This is a genomic window from Candidatus Roizmanbacteria bacterium (assembly GCA_016700135.1).
GTDB lineage: Bacteria > Patescibacteriota > Microgenomatia > UBA1406 > GWC2-37-13 > UBA1450.
Genome location: CP065004.1, coordinates 160,067 through 176,251, shown reverse-complemented (window position 1 = coordinate 176,251; position 16,185 = coordinate 160,067). Strand labels below are relative to the sequence as shown.

General features: G+C 40.0%; 14 protein-coding genes, 1 tRNA gene and 2 pseudogenes. 10 read left to right on the top strand and 7 right to left on the bottom strand.

Annotated elements, in window-relative coordinates:
* Positions 1 to 40 precede the first annotated feature (40 nt).
* The 4 genes from IPM65_00880 to IPM65_00865 are packed head-to-tail and all read left to right on the top strand — an operon-like array spanning position 41 to position 5,645.
* Positions 41 to 4,474, top strand: a complete 4,434-nt coding sequence (locus IPM65_00880) for an AAA family ATPase (GenBank protein ID QQS44144.1) — start codon at positions 41 to 43, stop codon at positions 4,472 to 4,474.
* An 11-nt stretch (positions 4,475 to 4,485) separates the two neighbouring features.
* Positions 4,486 to 4,638 (top strand): hypothetical protein, encoded by a 153-nt coding sequence (locus IPM65_00875; protein QQS44143.1) that lies wholly within the window; start codon positions 4,486 to 4,488, stop codon positions 4,636 to 4,638.
* 3 nt (positions 4,639 to 4,641) lie between these two features.
* Positions 4,642 to 5,319 (top strand): hypothetical protein, encoded by a 678-nt coding sequence (locus tag IPM65_00870; protein ID QQS44142.1) that lies wholly within the window; start codon positions 4,642 to 4,644, stop codon positions 5,317 to 5,319.
* On the top strand, positions 5,316 to 5,645 hold the full coding sequence (locus tag IPM65_00865) for a hypothetical protein (protein QQS44141.1): 330 nt from the start codon (positions 5,316 to 5,318) through the stop codon (positions 5,643 to 5,645). Before IPM65_00870 ends, IPM65_00865 begins: the two co-directional genes overlap by 4 nt.
* Before the next feature lie 7 nt (positions 5,646 to 5,652).
* Here the strand turns inward: IPM65_00865 and IPM65_00860 are convergent, their stop codons facing one another.
* A complete protein-coding gene (locus IPM65_00860) occupies positions 5,653 to 6,489 on the bottom strand; it encodes an NTP transferase domain-containing protein (GenBank protein ID QQS44140.1) in 837 nt (278 codons plus the stop codon).
* A gap of 153 nt (positions 6,490 to 6,642) precedes the next feature.
* Between IPM65_00860 and IPM65_00855 the strand changes: the two genes are divergently transcribed.
* Both IPM65_00855 and IPM65_00850 read left to right on the top strand, forming a co-directional pair.
* On the top strand, positions 6,643 to 7,971 hold the full coding sequence (locus IPM65_00855; protein QQS44139.1) for a UMP kinase: 1,329 nt from the start codon (positions 6,643 to 6,645) through the stop codon (positions 7,969 to 7,971).
* 149 nt (positions 7,972 to 8,120) lie between these two features.
* The gene (locus IPM65_00850) at positions 8,121 to 9,167 is read left to right on the top strand and encodes a DNA replication/repair protein RecF (GenBank protein QQS44138.1); all 1,047 of its coding nucleotides are present in this window, start codon (positions 8,121 to 8,123) and stop codon (positions 9,165 to 9,167) included.
* Here the strand turns inward: IPM65_00850 and IPM65_00845 are convergent.
* The gene (locus IPM65_00845; protein QQS44137.1) at positions 9,162 to 9,986 is read right to left on the bottom strand and encodes a hypothetical protein; all 825 of its coding nucleotides are present in this window, start codon (positions 9,984 to 9,986) and stop codon (positions 9,162 to 9,164) included. The two genes, IPM65_00850 and IPM65_00845, sit on opposite strands and share 6 nt — an antisense overlap.
* Positions 9,987 to 10,065: 79 nt before the next feature.
* Between IPM65_00845 and IPM65_00840 the strand changes: the two genes are divergently transcribed.
* A tRNA-Ser gene (locus IPM65_00840) sits at positions 10,066 to 10,153 on the top strand.
* 474 nt (positions 10,154 to 10,627) lie between these two features.
* Here the strand turns inward: IPM65_00840 and IPM65_00835 are convergent.
* From IPM65_00835 to IPM65_00825, 3 genes and pseudogenes are all read right to left on the bottom strand, one after another.
* A pseudogene (locus IPM65_00835) lies at positions 10,628 to 10,834 on the bottom strand (zinc ribbon domain-containing protein).
* 321 nt (positions 10,835 to 11,155) lie between these two features.
* Positions 11,156 to 11,599, bottom strand: a pseudogene (locus IPM65_00830) (recombinase family protein).
* A 9-nt stretch (positions 11,600 to 11,608) separates the two neighbouring features.
* Complete coding sequence (locus tag IPM65_00825) at positions 11,609 to 11,995, bottom strand: hypothetical protein (protein ID QQS44136.1); 387 nt, start codon at positions 11,993 to 11,995, stop codon at positions 11,609 to 11,611.
* A gap of 26 nt (positions 11,996 to 12,021) precedes the next feature.
* Here IPM65_00825 and IPM65_00820 point away from each other — a divergent pair, with 26 nt between their 5' ends.
* The 3 genes from IPM65_00820 to IPM65_00810 are packed head-to-tail and all read left to right on the top strand — an operon-like array spanning position 12,022 to position 14,568.
* Positions 12,022 to 12,237, top strand: a complete 216-nt coding sequence (locus tag IPM65_00820) for a helix-turn-helix transcriptional regulator (GenBank protein QQS44135.1) — start codon at positions 12,022 to 12,024, stop codon at positions 12,235 to 12,237.
* A 4-nt stretch (positions 12,238 to 12,241) separates the two neighbouring features.
* Positions 12,242 to 13,657, top strand: a complete 1,416-nt coding sequence (locus IPM65_00815) for a HEAT repeat domain-containing protein (protein QQS44134.1) — start codon at positions 12,242 to 12,244, stop codon at positions 13,655 to 13,657.
* Positions 13,654 to 14,568 carry a CfrBI family restriction endonuclease gene (locus IPM65_00810; GenBank protein QQS44133.1) on the top strand — a complete coding sequence of 305 codons (915 nt, stop codon included), beginning with the start codon at positions 13,654 to 13,656 and terminating at the stop codon, positions 14,566 to 14,568. Before IPM65_00815 ends, IPM65_00810 begins: the two co-directional genes overlap by 4 nt.
* A gap of 237 nt (positions 14,569 to 14,805) precedes the next feature.
* Here the strand turns inward: IPM65_00810 and IPM65_00805 are convergent, their stop codons facing one another.
* A complete protein-coding gene (locus tag IPM65_00805) occupies positions 14,806 to 15,342 on the bottom strand; it encodes a PH domain-containing protein (GenBank protein QQS44132.1) in 537 nt (178 codons plus the stop codon).
* Positions 15,343 to 15,451: 109 nt separating this feature from the next.
* The gene (locus IPM65_00800) at positions 15,452 to 15,892 is read right to left on the bottom strand and encodes an Hsp20/alpha crystallin family protein (GenBank protein ID QQS44131.1); all 441 of its coding nucleotides are present in this window, start codon (positions 15,890 to 15,892) and stop codon (positions 15,452 to 15,454) included.
* Positions 15,893 to 16,185: the final 293 nt, after the last annotated feature.

The following is a 16,185-nucleotide window of genomic DNA, read 5'->3' as shown; positions in this document are numbered from 1 at the left end:
TGATGTTGACATTTGGAAAATGCTTGCTCATAATGAATATATGGCCGGTATATTTGATTTTATAAAGAAACAAACCCCAAATGCAAATACAAGTGACACAACGTCAGTTACTGACGCGAATCCTACTATGAATACATCAAATCAACCGAAGGTTGTTGCACAACAAACTGATGCGCCGATGCCAAGCGGCCAGCAATCATACAATGGTATCGGTAATCCCTCAAACGGACAGTCTTATAACGGTATCGGAAACCCTGCACACGGCGATTCCTACAATGGAATAGGTAACCCTTCCCACGGTCAATCATATAACGGAATCGGTAATCCTCCTAACGGTCAGTCTTATAACGGTATCGGAACCCCTCCACCGAAAGCGGTGAATCAGGCAGAACCGGCCACAGTACCAGCCGCAGCTGAAATGAAAAAAGCGGAGATGGCAGATGTAAAAGCCGCTGATATGCCGCCGGCGCCGCCGAAAATGAATGATACAACGGGAACACCTGTTCCTGCAGAAGAGACAAAGATGGATGCTGAAATGAAAAAAGAACAGAATACATTACAGAAACCTGATGATATGGCAAAGGAAAAGACTGAAACGTCTACTGAAAGTACACTCTCAGCAGATACTCAGAAACCTGAAACTACATCAAATCCCGCAGCAAATCAGGACGGTCAGAAGGCTATTGACGGCTCCGTTCAGCCGTCTGCCGCGAAAAATGTTTTGGACTCCACGTTGAGCGGCAAGAAAAGAAATGATTTAGATATCATGACCCATTTGACTCAGCGTTCAAACGCTGTGTTTGTCGAAGCAAACAAAAAAGCAAAAGAACTAAAAAATATCTACATGGATAGTGAACATCTCCTCCATGGACTTTTGACAGACGGTGAGATCTATAAAATCCTTATTGATTTGAAAATTCAGCCGCAGATTGTAGAACAGGAGCTCGTGAAAATATATAAAAAAGAAGAAAGTCAGAACCCTCCGCAACTGTCTCCTCGCGTGAAGCAAATAGTTGAAAAATCCCTTGTTGTCGCGCGAAAACTCGGTTATGAATTTATTTCCCCCGAACATCTTCTTCTTGCTTTGTATGAAGAAGGTGAAGGCGTAGGCGCCCGTATACTGGTCAAACTCGGAGTCACGAAAGAAGATATCAACAAAAGAATAACCGGAAAGAAAGGCGGAGTATTCTCAGCAGAGGCAACAAAAGACGATAAAAAGCAAAAGCAGAAATCTGCGTTGCAGATGTATTGTATTGATTTGACACAAAAAGCTGCTGACGGTGAGCTGGATCCTGTTGTCGAGAGAGCACCTGTTATTGAGAGAGTGGTACACATTCTTTCACGCAGAATCAAAAACAATCCGGCACTTATCGGTGAACCGGGAGTAGGAAAAACTGCAGTCGTGGAAGGACTTGCACAACGGATAGTTGAAAAGCAGGTTCCTGAAAGCCTTCTCAATAAAAAGATCCTCCAGCTTGACTTAGCGAGTGTGGTCGCCGGAGCATCTCATCGGGGAGAATTTGAAGAACGTATGAAAAGCGTTGTTGATGAACTGAAAGCGAGTAAAGGTGAAGCTATCATGTTCATAGATGAAATGCATACAATGATGGGAGCTGGAAGCGGTGAGGGTGCCTTGGATGCATCCAATTTCATAAAACCGGCTCTGGCCAGAGGTGAGGTGCAGTTTATCGGAGCAACAACAATTACCGAATACAGAAAATATATTGAAAAGGATCCGGCACTTGAAAGAAGGTTCCAGACAGTTCTTGTTCCTGAACCGACAGAAGAGGCTGCCATCAAGATGCTGAAGGCTACAAAAAGTAAATATGAAGCATTCCACAAAGTAAAAATTTCAGATGAAGTTATCGAGCTGGCGGTAAAACTTTCAAAAAGGTACATCGGAGACAGGTTCCTTCCAGACAAGGCATTTGATTTGATGGATGAAGCATCTGCAGCAGTCCGTCTGCCGCTCATTTCTCTTCCTGAAGAAATCCATTCAATAGAAACCCGCGTAGCTCAACTCAATCAGGAGCTTGCGGAAGATGAAAGAAGAGGCGAAAAGGTCAAGGCCCGCATTCTCCGCTCAAAAATTGATGATGTACAGGCCAAGCTGAAAGTCAAACAGGATGAATACAATATGAAGAAAGCACAGACCACCACGGCTGTTTCTCCTGAAATAATTAAAGACATTGTTGCCACAAGAACCGGTATCCCGATATCCAAGATCGGTACTTCTGAGAAGGACAAATTATCAAACCTCGAAGACATCATTCACAAAAGAATGATTGATCAGGAACGTGCGGTGGCATCCGTCGCCCAAGCCGTGAGACGCGGACGGGCAGGTTTGAAATCGAACAATCGTCCGATCGGTAGTTTCGTATTCTTGGGACCGACCGGTGTGGGAAAAACGGAACTTGCCAAGACACTTGCGGAAGTACTTTTTGATGAAGAAGAAGCCGTAACCCGATTTGATATGACCGAATATATGGAGCGTCATGAAGTGGCAAAGCTTCTCGGGCCGCCTCCCGGTTATGTCGGATTTGAAGACGGAGGAAAACTGACAGAGGCCGTTCGCCGAAAGCCGTATTCACTCGTTCTTTTTGACGAAATTGAAAAAGCACATCCTGACATTTTCAACATTCTGCTGCAGATTCTTGATGATGCCCGTTTGACAGACAACAAAGGACGAACTATTTCGTTCAAGAATACCGTCGTGATCTGTACGTCAAACATCGGAACTCCTCTCATTCAAAAGGAACTGTTGAAGAGCGGAAAGTCGGAAGTTGCAGAACCGACCCTCATTTCGACGTATGCTTTTACGCCGAGAGGTCGTGAACTTATGACGATCGGGAATAAGTATTTTGAAAGAGACAACGGCACAACCGCAAACAGTCTGGATATGACAAACGGTCAGCAACAGAAGCCTGAAGAAAAAAAAGAAGATCAGAAAGCCGAAATGTCCTGGGCAGATCATAAATTGACTGAGTATTTTGCAGGACAGAAAATTGACGGCAAAATGCCGACGCAAAAACCTGAAGCATTGCAACAACCGGAGCCTGAAAAGCCTGAAGAAGAGAATACTGTTGAAGGCAAAGAGCAGCCCGTAAAGGAGCAGGCAAAACCGGCAGAAGAAAAACCGAAAATCACGTCTTTCCCGACATTCGGATATGACACTCATGCCATCTCACCAAAAGGAGTGGAAATGATCTCAACGGGCGATATCATATATTCCCGTACCGCAACCACTTCGAAAGTATGGAATGTCACAAATCTGATTGATTATTTCAATGACAATGTAGTCATTAATGCCTTGCCTGATGCTCCGGATGAACAGTTGCCGACGGTGCGTCTGAAGACTCATGCCTTCAGTCCTGATGAGATGGAAATTGTGTCATACAAAGATCGTTTTTGGAGAAGAAAAGCAGGGAGTACTGACTGGCAGACGGGTCTTTTGAAAGAGTATTTCGAGGGACAGACGGTAAAAGATGACAATTTTCCCGCAACCCATTGGGATATCCATACGTTTACACCGACAGGAAAAGAGATTGTTATCGTGGGTAATGATATATGGCATCGTGACCAGAAAGCAACGGAATGGAAAATGCAACCATTGGATGAGTATTTCGGCAAGAACTTCCCGCTTGAGAAGGAAGCACAGGAAAAAGAAAAGGTAGAAGAACAGACCGATGTGAAGAAGTATCAGGTGATTAAGGACAAGGTTATGAACGAACTCCTGAAGTTCTTCCGCCCTGAGCTTGTCAACCGTTTTGACGAAGTCATCGTATTTGAGCCGCTGAAATACAAGCATATGCTTCAGATCGTTGATCTTCAGCTGAAAGCTTTGGCAAAGCTCCTCGAAGAGCAGGAGATTGGTTTCTCAGTCACGGATGCAGCAAAGAAAGCAATCGTACGCGAAGGATTTGATCCTGTATTCGGTGCACGACCATTAAGACGCGCCATTCAGAAACTGGTTGAAAATCCGATTTCTGAGCTTATTATTGCTCAAAAAGTGAAAGCCGGTGATACTCTTATTGTAGACTTTGACGGTGATGAATTTATTTTCAATGTTGAAAAAATTGAGCTGAAAGAAGTCAAAGATGAAGATGTCCAGGACGGTCAGAAGATGAGACATGCCAAGTTTTTCTGTGAAAAATGTGCCAATAAGTTTGAAACAGACGTCATTCCGACTGCCACAACAATATGTTCCAAGTGTGCCTCAATAGAAGTCCAGGAAGTGAAGGATGAAGTACCTCAGGAAAAATCTGAAGCTGTTGCCGAAAAGAAACCAGAGAACAAGGCGATGGATGTACCTCCCGCACCGCCCAAAAAAGAGCAGACAAACGGGAAAATGAACGGGCTCGAACCGATCAAACCACAAATTGTTGACAGTGCGCCAGGAGCTGAGGTACCGCCGCAGCAGAGTTCCGCTTCCGATCAGACAGCTGATGGTACTGCAAAACAGCAGACGGCATAACCGATTACCGTATGACTGCTAACTATACACCTCTCAATGTCGATGAATTTGAACGTCGATTTGAAACGAAAGGACTGAGTAATACACTCTTTATAGTTATCGGTATTTTAACCGTTATTGTTTTAGGTCTCATTGCGTATTTGCTTGCACGGCAAATTCTTTAAGTCATGGAACTTATTTTAGTCGGGTTATTTATTCTTCAACTCATAGTCCTTTTTTTTGTTTCCCGACTCAGTATCACCCGATTGTTTCAGGTATTACGGCTCATTTTTGATCATGAAAAGATTGTCTACAGTCTGATCGCTTTCATATTCTTTCCCGGAACAGTCATACACGAACTTTCACATTTCGTGATGGCCGTAATTCTTTTGTTGAAAGTGCGTGATATACATGTATTCCCGCAGTGGGAAGGAAGGTATCTCAAACTCGGAAGTGTTTATTATGAAAAAAAAGATGTTGTCAGAAGCGTCCTTGTAGGAATTGCTCCTGTTATTGTCGGGTTACTACTTTTTTGGTGGCTTTTTAGTCTGCAAATATTTGAATCTTCCAATATCTTTTTGAAAATAACCGTCGGATGGCTCGTATTTATTCTTTCTACCACAATGTTTTCCTCGAAACAGGATTTAATTGATATTGTATATCTCATTCCTGTAGCTATTGTTGCAGCCGGAATTATATACATTTTTCAGATTGACTTTTCACGAGTTGTCCAGTGGGACATGCTTCTTGAAGCTACCTCCGCTTTTGTGTATGCTATTAATATCTATCTGCTGATATCATTGGGGATACATGCCCTTATACTATTTTTGTTGCAGACAGTGTTAATGATTTCCAAGAAAATATGACAAACACTCTCGCCCAAGGATTGGTTATACAACCTGAAAACGGTAAAGCCGTAACCATTAAAGGTCCGCTGGAAGGAATTACGTCTCTCACGGATCTGGTAACTGTTATGACTAACTTTCTCTATCCTTTTGCGGCCGTTATTCTTCTTCTTGTACTGATCTGGGGCGGGTATGACTTTTTGATGTCAAGAGGCGATGCAGACAAAGTAAATAGCGGGAAAGCCAAGATGACCGCAGGGATAATAGGTTTTGTCCTTTTGATGTTGTCATATCTTATCGCCCGGATTCTCGGATTTATTTTCGGTGTCGGAGACGGAATACTGTAAAGAAGGATTACTTTCTTTTATACTCTTTTATTGCCTTTTCGTAGTTTTCGGGATTACCTACATCGTACCAGCTGCCCTCAAATACGAATCCGCTGACTTCCTGCTGATTGATAAGACCCGTAATTACGTCTTCAAGAGCGAATTTTTCTTTCTTCGGAAACTCATTGAAGATTGACGGTTCAAACGCATATATTCCCGTATTGATAAGGTGGCTTTGCATTCCGGGCTGCTCAGTATGTGAATAAAAATTGGTGAGATGAGTTCCGTGAAGTTTAATTTGACCGAAGTCTGTCGGTTCAGAACTGGTAGTAAGGGCAACAGTTGCAACGGTATTTTGTCTTTTGTGGAACTGGATAAAGTCAGAAAACGAAAAATCCGTCAGGATATCGCCGTGTATTACCAGAAAGGTATCCTGTCCCACCAGGTCTTTAAGTTTGTTCAAAGCGCCTCCAGTCAATAAATTTTCTTCTTCTTCCGAATAGGAAATAGAAACACCGAATTTTTCTCCTGTTCCGAAGTATTTCTTTATTTGTTCACCGAGATACGAGATGGCAATGATAATGTCAGTAATACCGTTCTCCCGTAACTGATTGATGAGATGCTCCAAAATTGGTTTTCCGGAAACGGGAAGCATTGGTTTCGGAATTTCGTAAGTATACGGACGGAGTTGTGTACCGCGACCTCCGGCCAATATGATTGCTTTATGAACCGTGGATTGAGTATACTGTGTAATAATATATTCAATAGCGTGTGAACGATTCCGAATTTGTTTCTTGTCTATCAGTCGATCGATTTTCTTAAGAAGGTTTGTTTCAAGGGTTATGGTTATTCGGGAGCGTCTCATCTGCTCTCATTGTAGCCAAAAGGTTGATTTTTGTCAAAGCTAATTTATAATAGGTAATACACTTTCTATGAATAATAAACGAATTCAAATTTCCATTTACTAAGTAGTTATTTATATCCGCTTATTTATAAGCGGTTTTTTTTAGCGAAAAATATGCTTTTTGACACCCAGGAACCGCCAATTGTTATCTCCATAGGGGGGTCCCTTCTCGTTACTGGGGACGGTATTGATACCAAATTCCTTTCACAACTCAATGCCTTTATTCGAAAATATATTAAGCGCGGTAAGCGCTTTTTTTTGGTCGCAGGAGGAGGCCGTACTGCCCGTCATTATCGTGATGCCGGAAAAACCGTTATCGGAACAATGTCAGATGAAGATTTGGACTGGATCGGTATTCATGCAACAAGACTGAATGCGCATTTACTTCGTACCATTTTTGAAGATATTGCTCATCCCCGTATTATCGAAAACTATGATAAAAAACTGAACAACTGGAAGGAACCGGTTGTAGTCGGTGCCGGATGGAAACCGGGCTGGTCTACAGATTATGACGCAGTGGTTTTGGCACGTGACTATGGTGCCAATCTTATTATCAACCTCTCAAACATTGATTGGGTATACGACAAGGACCCGCGTACCCACAAAGACGCAAAGGCAATCGAAAAACTGACCTGGGGTGAACTGGAAAAGATCGTAGGGACAGAGTGGTCCCCGGGCATTAATGCACCTTTCGATCCGATTGCAGCTCAGCTTGCCCGAAAACTGCGCCTCACGGTCATTGTAGCTAACGGTGAAAACTTCAGAAATCTTGAACGGATTATTGAAGGCGATTCCTTTAAGGGCACGGTCATCATGCCCTATAAAATTAATGCCAGCTTTTATGACCGTGAATACTACATGGGAGACAAGGCAAAGTATAAATTTGCGCAAAAATCATCTGCTGTCGGAAAATTTATGATATGGGCAGCTAATTATTATCGGGCCCTCCTCATCCGAATGTTCCTTAAACCGAAAAATTGCCTGGATGTAGGGTGCGGAACGGGCAATCTTGTAAAAACCCTTCGCACCTTCGGCATCGATGCATACGGTGTCGAAATTTCCGAGCATGCGCTCGCTCTGGCGGACAAATCAGTCCGCCCTTTTTTAAAGGAAGCGGATATTGTGAAGTTGCCGTTTGATAAGGAAGAGTTTGACCTAGTCCTGACCTTTGACGTGCTTGAACATGTAGAGAGGGGTAAAATCAAAAAAGCTATAGATGAGACGATACGTGTTTCCAGAAAATACATCATGCACAAAATCTATACAAAAGAAAACCTTTGGATACGCTGGCTGTACAGCAAGGATTATTCACACTTATCCATATTTACCGCAAAATTTTGGCGAAGAAAATTTTTAGAGCATCCTGACGCTATGCTCCAGCGAAACTCTATATTCCGACTGCCTTCATTTATGGAGTCGATCTTCCTCTTAAAGAAAAAATAATATATTTGTTACAATGTCTGCTGGACAATGAGCCAAAGGCTCATCGTCCTCTGGCCGAGATTCAGCATCCGGTTTGCTTCCTGGATTCCGGATCATCCGCCAGCCGGCGGAAGGAAAGACAGAACTTAATAAGAATTATTGTTTGGATCATGATTTTGAAACAAATACATTTGACCAACTTCCGCAATTTCGGAAAGGCTGATTTTCAATTCAGCCCGTATCTGACCCTTATTATCGGAGAAAACGCAAGAGGGAAAACCAGTCTATTGGAAGCAGTGTTTTCTTCAGTTTACGGTACAGGCTTTCGCGAAACGAGAGAAATTGAACTGGTACGATGGGAATACGACGATAATTTGATTGAGTCCGTTTATTCGGAGCAGGATCAGAAAACTTTTTTTCAGGTACGGATGCAGAAATCTTCTGAAACGACTGTGCGGAAAACCTATTATGTCAACAAAACAGGAAAGTCCTCCAATCAATACCGCAGCATGCAAACTCAGGCAGTCCTGTTTGCTCCGGAACAAATACAGATTATCACGGGTTCTCCGAGCCGCCGGAGAAGATATTTTGATGATGTAATATCAGCAGTCGATCGGGAATACAGAAAGAAATTGAGATATTTCGAAAACGCTTTGCGAAAAAGGAATAAAATCCTTGAGCGTTATGAAGACGAGTTACGGCTTTTTGATGAGCTTCGATTCTGGGATAATTATCTTCTGGAACACGGGGAGTATATCTCAAAAAAGAGGGCCTCTTATATTGAGTACTTGAATAATCATCCTTCTGTAAACGGGAAAAAATTTTCAATCACGTATTCACAAGATCTTTTTTCTCAGAAGCGCCTTAATGAAGTAAAGAATCGGGAATATCGTCTCAGAAGGACATTAATCGGTCCGCAAAAGGATGATTTTATATTTAATTTGTACTCACCTTCTGAGAAGAACGTCAGTCTGTACGGTTCGCGGAGTGAGCAGAGGATGGCTGTCTTTTGGCTCAAGCTCAACGAACTATCATATTTTGAAGAGCACACTTCTACCAAGCCGCTTCTTTTGCTGGACGACATCTTTTCAGAACTTGATGAACACAACCGGGAGCTGGTAATGGCTATGATCAAGGAACATCAGACTATTGCAACAACAACGGAAGAAGAAGTAAAGGATCTGGCGGAGATGCCCGAAGAAATTATCAGGTTATGATCCGATTTCGTTTTGAAGAATGTAAGGGAATATTGAGGCTAAATCCTGCAAAACATCGACCTTGCCTTTCATTTTTGCCCATTCAGCACGAAGCATCCACATGTGAATTGTAGATCCGGGAGTGATCCAAGGGAGCCTTGCTGCAGTAAAAGCCCGGAGTTGCTCTTCATACGGAGGAAGCACCTCATCGTTGTTGTGATATACATAACGATCCATAAGTCTTGCAGCGACTGCCAGTTCGACATTCTGGTAATCGTGGACACCGTTCAGTTTCATTGATCCTCCGTCAAGTCCCCCGCCGCCGACAATCCAAACATTGTCAACAGTTCTTGTTGTTGTGACTTTTGTCCGGGGAAGTTTTGCCCGTGCAGTTTCTATCTTTCCGACCTTGCTGAGAGGAGCGTGAAGTTCAAAATGGGTTTCAGGATAGGCTTTTTCAATAATCTCGCCGGTTCCGCCATCATCAATGATATCTTCAATTACAAATGCCAGTTCACCAGGATCTTCTTCAGTAAGAATGACACATTCGGCGGCTTCACCTACTTTGCGGGTGTTTACCAGGTGTACCTGATGGGCAATATCCTCAACACATCCTCCTGCCCGCTGCCATTCGCGACAGACGGCATAAAGAGGCATAACAGATCCGTTGAGAGGAGCGATGATCGTGGGCATAGTCCCTGTTCTTTGTGCGACGTCATGAAGCCGTTGTGAGACCTGTTGCCCGAACTCTTCTAAAACTACAGGTACCGGCTCAACTTGAGGGACTTCGTATATTCCTGGCGGATAACGCCGTTCTTCGGCTCTTATATGTTCTGACATACAATATTATAAGTTACTGGCCGCATATGTCCACTACAAATGAAGGTTTGAGGTAATATTGATATAATACATATCACAAGGAGAGGTGACAGAGCGGCCGAATGTACCGGTTTCGAAAACCGGCGTGGGGTAACCCACCGGGGGTTCGAATCCCCCCCTCTCCGCCAGTTAGGAAATGTCTTTGTTGGCTCGTCGCCTCTCTCGAGGGCTCGCCAGCCGATTTTAAGCGCAAATTGGAATTTTTTATCTTTCAAAATGAAGTTCGAGCCGATATTTTTTAGGAATGCTCGGATTTCTTGATTGTCGCTTTGCGACAAAAGAATTTTGGCTTTGCTACTGGCTAAAATCATTTCTTTCATCGGTTCGAGCCAATTATTTCCTTTTTGTTCAAAATCTTTAATTTTCTGTTGAATATCCAGCTTCTCGTTGAGAAGTTTTTGTTTTTTAAGCTGATATTCTTCTGGTTCAATACCTTTTCCGCCAATAAACAGATCAAGCAGATTTTCGGCTTTGGATTCAATCTCTGTTTTCTTAGCTTGCAGATTTTGAACAAAAACTTTCGTTTCTTCTTTCGCCCGTTCTCGTTCCTTGTCTATCTCGGCAATCATATTTTCCGCCCAATCGTCAGGCAAAGAAACTTTTTGAATAACTGCTTTTATCTGTTCAACAAGATTTTCTTCTCGCAAATATTTCTCATTACATGGTTGCTTTTTCTTGGTGCAACGATAATAGTTATGACCTTTTTGTTTTTCAGCAGTAATGAAGCAACCGCAATTTCCGCATTTCATCAGCCCAGAAAAAGCAAATTCGTGTTTTCTCTTTCTTTTCTTTTTTCCTCGGTTGCTCATTACTTGTTGAACAGAATCAAAAAGTTTCTTGGAAATAATTGGCTCGTGCGTTCCGTCATAAATTTCACCATTAAAAGAAAATACTCCGTAATAAATCGGATTTTGCAAAAGTCGCTGGACACAGGAAACGGAAAGAACATTGCCTTTATAGCTTCTTAGCCCCGCTTGATCCAAAACTTTAGCAAGGGCTTTTAGTGTGTATTCTCCAGTTGCGTAAAGTTCAAATGCTTTTCTGACAAATGGTGCTTTCTCGCTATCAATATCAATCGCCCTTGTTTTTGGATTATTGGAATAACCAAGCGGGGCAAAGTTTGGCCAAATGCCTTTTCTTAACTTTGCTCGCTGTCCTCGTTTGATGTTTTCGCTTAAGTTGTCAATGTAGTATTTGCTTTGGCCAAAGGCAATGTTTAGCATAAATTTTCCCTGCGGTGTGCTATCAAACCAAAATGTTGGGAATTTCAAATCCTTGATCTTTCCTGTGTCCAGCAGATAAATGATTTTGCCTCCGTCAATGGAATTTCTAGCCAGTCTATCCGGATGCCAAGCCAAAATTCCTTGGGCTTCGCCCTTTTCAATCCGAGCAAGCATTTCGCCGAACACAGTTCGGCCAGGTTCTTTGGCAGTTTTTGCCTCGCTAAGCGAGGCGACGATTTCAAGTTTTTCTTTGGCGGCAAATTCTTTTAGCTCAGCAAGCTGAGCTTCAATACTTAAAACCTGTCTTTCTTCACTATCCGTTGATTTTCGAGTGTAAATAAAATATTTCATAGTTCCTTCTTAAAAATTAAAAATGAAAATTAGGGAAGCCCGCTTTTGGCCAGCCCATTCGGGGCAAAGAAAAAATTCCAATTTGCGCTTAAAATCGGCTGGCGAGCCCTCGAGAGAGGCGACGAGCCAACAAAGACATTTCCTAACTGGCGGTGTGCTTTCGAAAAAATTCGAACTGATTTCGCCCAAAATTTGTAGGGCGGGCGGAATTCTCCCCCAGACCCCCCTTCCGCCCGCCCGCAGAAGCGCCCTTTCGGATTGAAAAACTGCCAAAGAACCTGAAAAAATATCGGCTCGAACTTCATTTTGGGCCAAAAGCGGGCTTCCCTCATTTTTAATTTGATTGATTCCAGTATATTTGTTATCATATTTATGAAGGGTTAAATAAGCACCCATACTAATACTATCATACTTAGGAAACTATGAAAAGTCAAAACAATAATGAAACCATTGGGGATAAAATAAAACAGCTTAGAAATAAGCAAGGTTTGACACAGGATGAATTGGCGAGAAAATCCGATCTTCCTTATACAACACTAACCAAAATTGAAAGCAATGTAATAACCAAACCGACTATTCAAACAGTTATGAAGATAGCTAACGGATTAGGGATTACTATTGATAATTTAATGAAATAAAATTATGAATAGATCAGTTTTAAGCAAACAAATAAACAAAGAACAGATTGATAGTTTAAAAAATGATACAAAAGCTCTTTTATCGTTTCTACAAGATCAAAATGACGGTACTATTGTTTATGTGTTAGAGAAATTAGGAAGATTGAAAAATGGATACAGCAAACAACCACTATTGAATTTATTAGAGAATAACAATGAGACAATAAGATCACTTGCCTTGAAGAATCTTGCAAAAATTGGTGATATTTCCTTACTAGATACTTTCGTTAAATTCGCAAAACAAGATGAAAGTACTGAAGTTAGAAGAGAATCAGTTTCTGCTATTGGGCGATTAAGAAACGAGAAAACTATTCCAGTCTTGATAAAATTATTATCAGATAAAGATCCGAAAGTTGTAATGCAGGCCATTCGTGGATTACTTGTTTTTTCAAATAATGACCAAGTTAAAAAAGAGTTATCTAAATTACTTAATCATCCGAATGAGTTAATAAAGGAGGTTATAGGTAAGGAAATTAATGGTGTAAGCTATAGTTCAAAAAATAGCGGCAAGCACGATGAATTTCCTAAATATTTAAAAAATACTATTGTTCAAGGAGATGTTTTAGAGGTATTAAAGTATGTTCCTGAAGAATCTGTTCACTTAACTTTTACTTCACCGCCCTATTACAATGCTAGAGATTATTCAATTTATCAGAGTTATGATGAGTATTTAAATTTTTTAGAGGAAGTTTTTAAAGAGGTTCATCGGGTTACAAAAGAAGGTAGATTTTTTGTACTTAATACTTCACCAATTATAATTCCTAGAATAAGTCGTGCTCACGCAAGTAAAAGATACCCTATTCCATATGACATTCATCCTTTATTGGTTAAAATGGGTTGGGAGTTTATCGACGATATAGTTTGGGTGAAACCCGAAGCAAGTGTAAAAAATAGAAATGCGGGTTTTTTACAACATCGAAAACCATTAGGTTATAAACCTAACGCAATTACTGAAATGCTAATGGTTTATAGAAAAAAGACAGATAAACTAATTGACTGGAATATACATCAATATAGTTGGGATAAAGTAAAGAAAAGCAAAGTTCAAGACAAATACGAAACCACGAATGTTTGGCACATAGACCCTACTTTTGATAGGGTTCACAGTGCTGTTTTTCCAATGGAATTATGCAATAGAGTTATAAAATATTATTCTTTTGTTGATGATTTAATTTTTGATCCATTCGCTGGAAGCGGAACATTGGGAAGAGCTGCTGTCAATCTTAACAGGAATTTCTTCCTGACAGAAAAAGAAGCAAAATATGTAAATAGGATGAAAGAAGATTTAATTAAAAAAGATGATTTGTTTAATCAAAAGAATAATCAACCAAACTTCATCGACATAAAAAATTTTATAAATATAATTAAGGAAAATATATGACAATAACAGAACAAGTTGCTAAAAATATAATCAAGAAATTGCTGAAAGGCGAAGATTATAGAATTGAAGTTGTAACGTTGATTAACGCTGAATTTTTACAATTCGCAATAGATTTTTTTAAACATATCGTAGATGCAAAACTAAAAAGTAAAGACATTACTGTTGATTGGTATAAAAAAGCTTTTTTAAATCCAAATTTGCCAGCTAAGGAAATTGCTATAAACTCCGGATTGAATAAAAAGACAATCCACAATATGTTTAATTCCTCAACAAAGGAAATAGTAATTGATGCATCAAATGAACATTATGATTTACTATATGAATCTATAAAGAATTTGGTTGATACAGAACACGATCTTGAACTCACCTTAACTATCAAATTCAAAGGCGTAAGTGTTGATCTAAATGTTAGTGAGAGTTTGATCGTAATAAATACTTTGGCAGTTAAAAGAGCAGAATTAAGAGGTGGGTTATGGAGTACTGCGGGAAAGAGAGTAGAAAAACCACTAATGCAAACTCTTTGTAAATTATACGGTGTTCCCGAAGCAAACTATGCTTTAAAGATAAAAGGTAAAGATATTGAAAAAGATGATTTTGAAAGAGAAATTGATTTTTATTTGGTTGAAGGAACAAATCAGTATAAATGCGAAGTAAAATTAATGGGAAGAGGGAATCCAGAAAGTGCAGATGCGGTTATAGCACGAGACAGTAAAGTTTTTGTAGCTGACAAACTTTCTGACATTAACAAAAAACAATTGAATAGTTTAAAAATTGAATGGGTTGAATTAAGAAGTCTTGGTGGATTTGAAAGATTTGATACAGTGTTAAAAAACTTAAAAATTCCACATACAAAATTACCCAGCAATATAGATAAAGAATTAGAAGTAGTTTTTAAAGAAATTTTTAAATAAAAAGAATTTGCCGCCAAACTGGGCGAAACCCAGAGTTCCGCTAAAAGCGGAACGAAAAACTTGAAATCGTCCAATCCGAAAGGGTCGCTTCTGCGGGCGGGCGGAAGGGGGGTCTGGGGGGAATTCCGCCCGCCCTACAAATTTTGGGCGAAATCAGTTCGAATTTTTTCGAAAGCACACCGCATCCTAGGATTCGAACTACAGGGATATCTAAGTACAAGTATTTGTAAAACAAACTTACTTTTTCTTTTTTCTTGAAAAGATTACTCTTTCTGAACTGAGTGACTCTTTTGACTTAGTTTGCCTAATTACTTCAGCAAATAAATCAGGATCTTGAATATTCTCTAGAGTAATATACTTCTGTAAGACCGGCTGATAGATAGACAGAGTTCCATAATCAAAAATTTTCCCAAAAAATGACTTGTAGATTTTAACTTCTTCATGACCTTCAAGGGGATAAATTTTTTGTTTAATGTTAAATATTCCTTGTTGAACAATAATTTCACTATCTTTAATAACGTAAGAGGTTCCAGCCCACTTCATCAGTAGTGAAACAATACCAAGACTAACTAAAACAAGAATAGCTATCTGTATTAGTATTGAAATAAATATAATCGGAGCTTCAAAAGAAAAAATTGCTTTTAACAACACTAGTGGTATATAGCTAACAAAACTTAACAAAATGCCAATTAGCACCACAGAAACTATTCTTAGTGCTGTAACAATAGTGCTACTTCTTATTGGATAGTTGTATAAAGCAATTTTTCTATTCATATCACAAAAATACTTGATATAAATTCATAATTGAGTAGAGAAATTACTGGTTAGCCTCTTATTTGGGCAGAAACATTTCGTTTCTGCCCAACAAACAGAAGCTACAGGATTATTTTCCACTACCAAGCTGTTTTTTCTGCTTAATAGTGATTCTCTTTGGCTTACTTGCCTCAGATTTCATGAAGGATACTTTCATCACTCCATGCTCATAAAATGCTTCTGGTTCTTTGTTTAAATCAACTTCACCAGGAACGGCAACTCTGTAGGAGAAAGCATTAGAGGCCTTACGATAGTATTTCTTTTGCTTATCATTTTCCTCCTCTTGCTGTTGTCCTTTTATCCAAACATAACCATCTTGATAAGTAACTTCAATGTTATCTGGATTAATTCCTGGGAGAGCAGCTTCTACATATACTTTTTGCTCATCCTCAGAAATTGATAAACCTGTTTGGGTAGATGGAGCAGTAAACCAATCGTCATCATTATCCCAAATTGAAGGCATTATAGATGGGAATGAAAGTAATCTTCTTGGAACTAAATCTAGTGACATAGTATTCTCCTTTCTTTTAATTAATACTTATTAATTATCAAAAGGTGAAACTGATGTACCACAACACAAGATGTCTTATTTGGGACCACTTCGCTGGTCAAAGCGTATGTGTACATCCTTTGCACCTTATTAGCAATCATATTATCAGACTGCTAATTTATTGTCAATAGTTTTGTTTCATCAAAACAAGACACTCCTTTTTTATAGTGTCCGATTTGTCCCATTTCTTGTACAATTACCTCTGAAAGGTGTAAGTGGCTATGGGACACACTGGTTCCAGACCCGTATGCTCC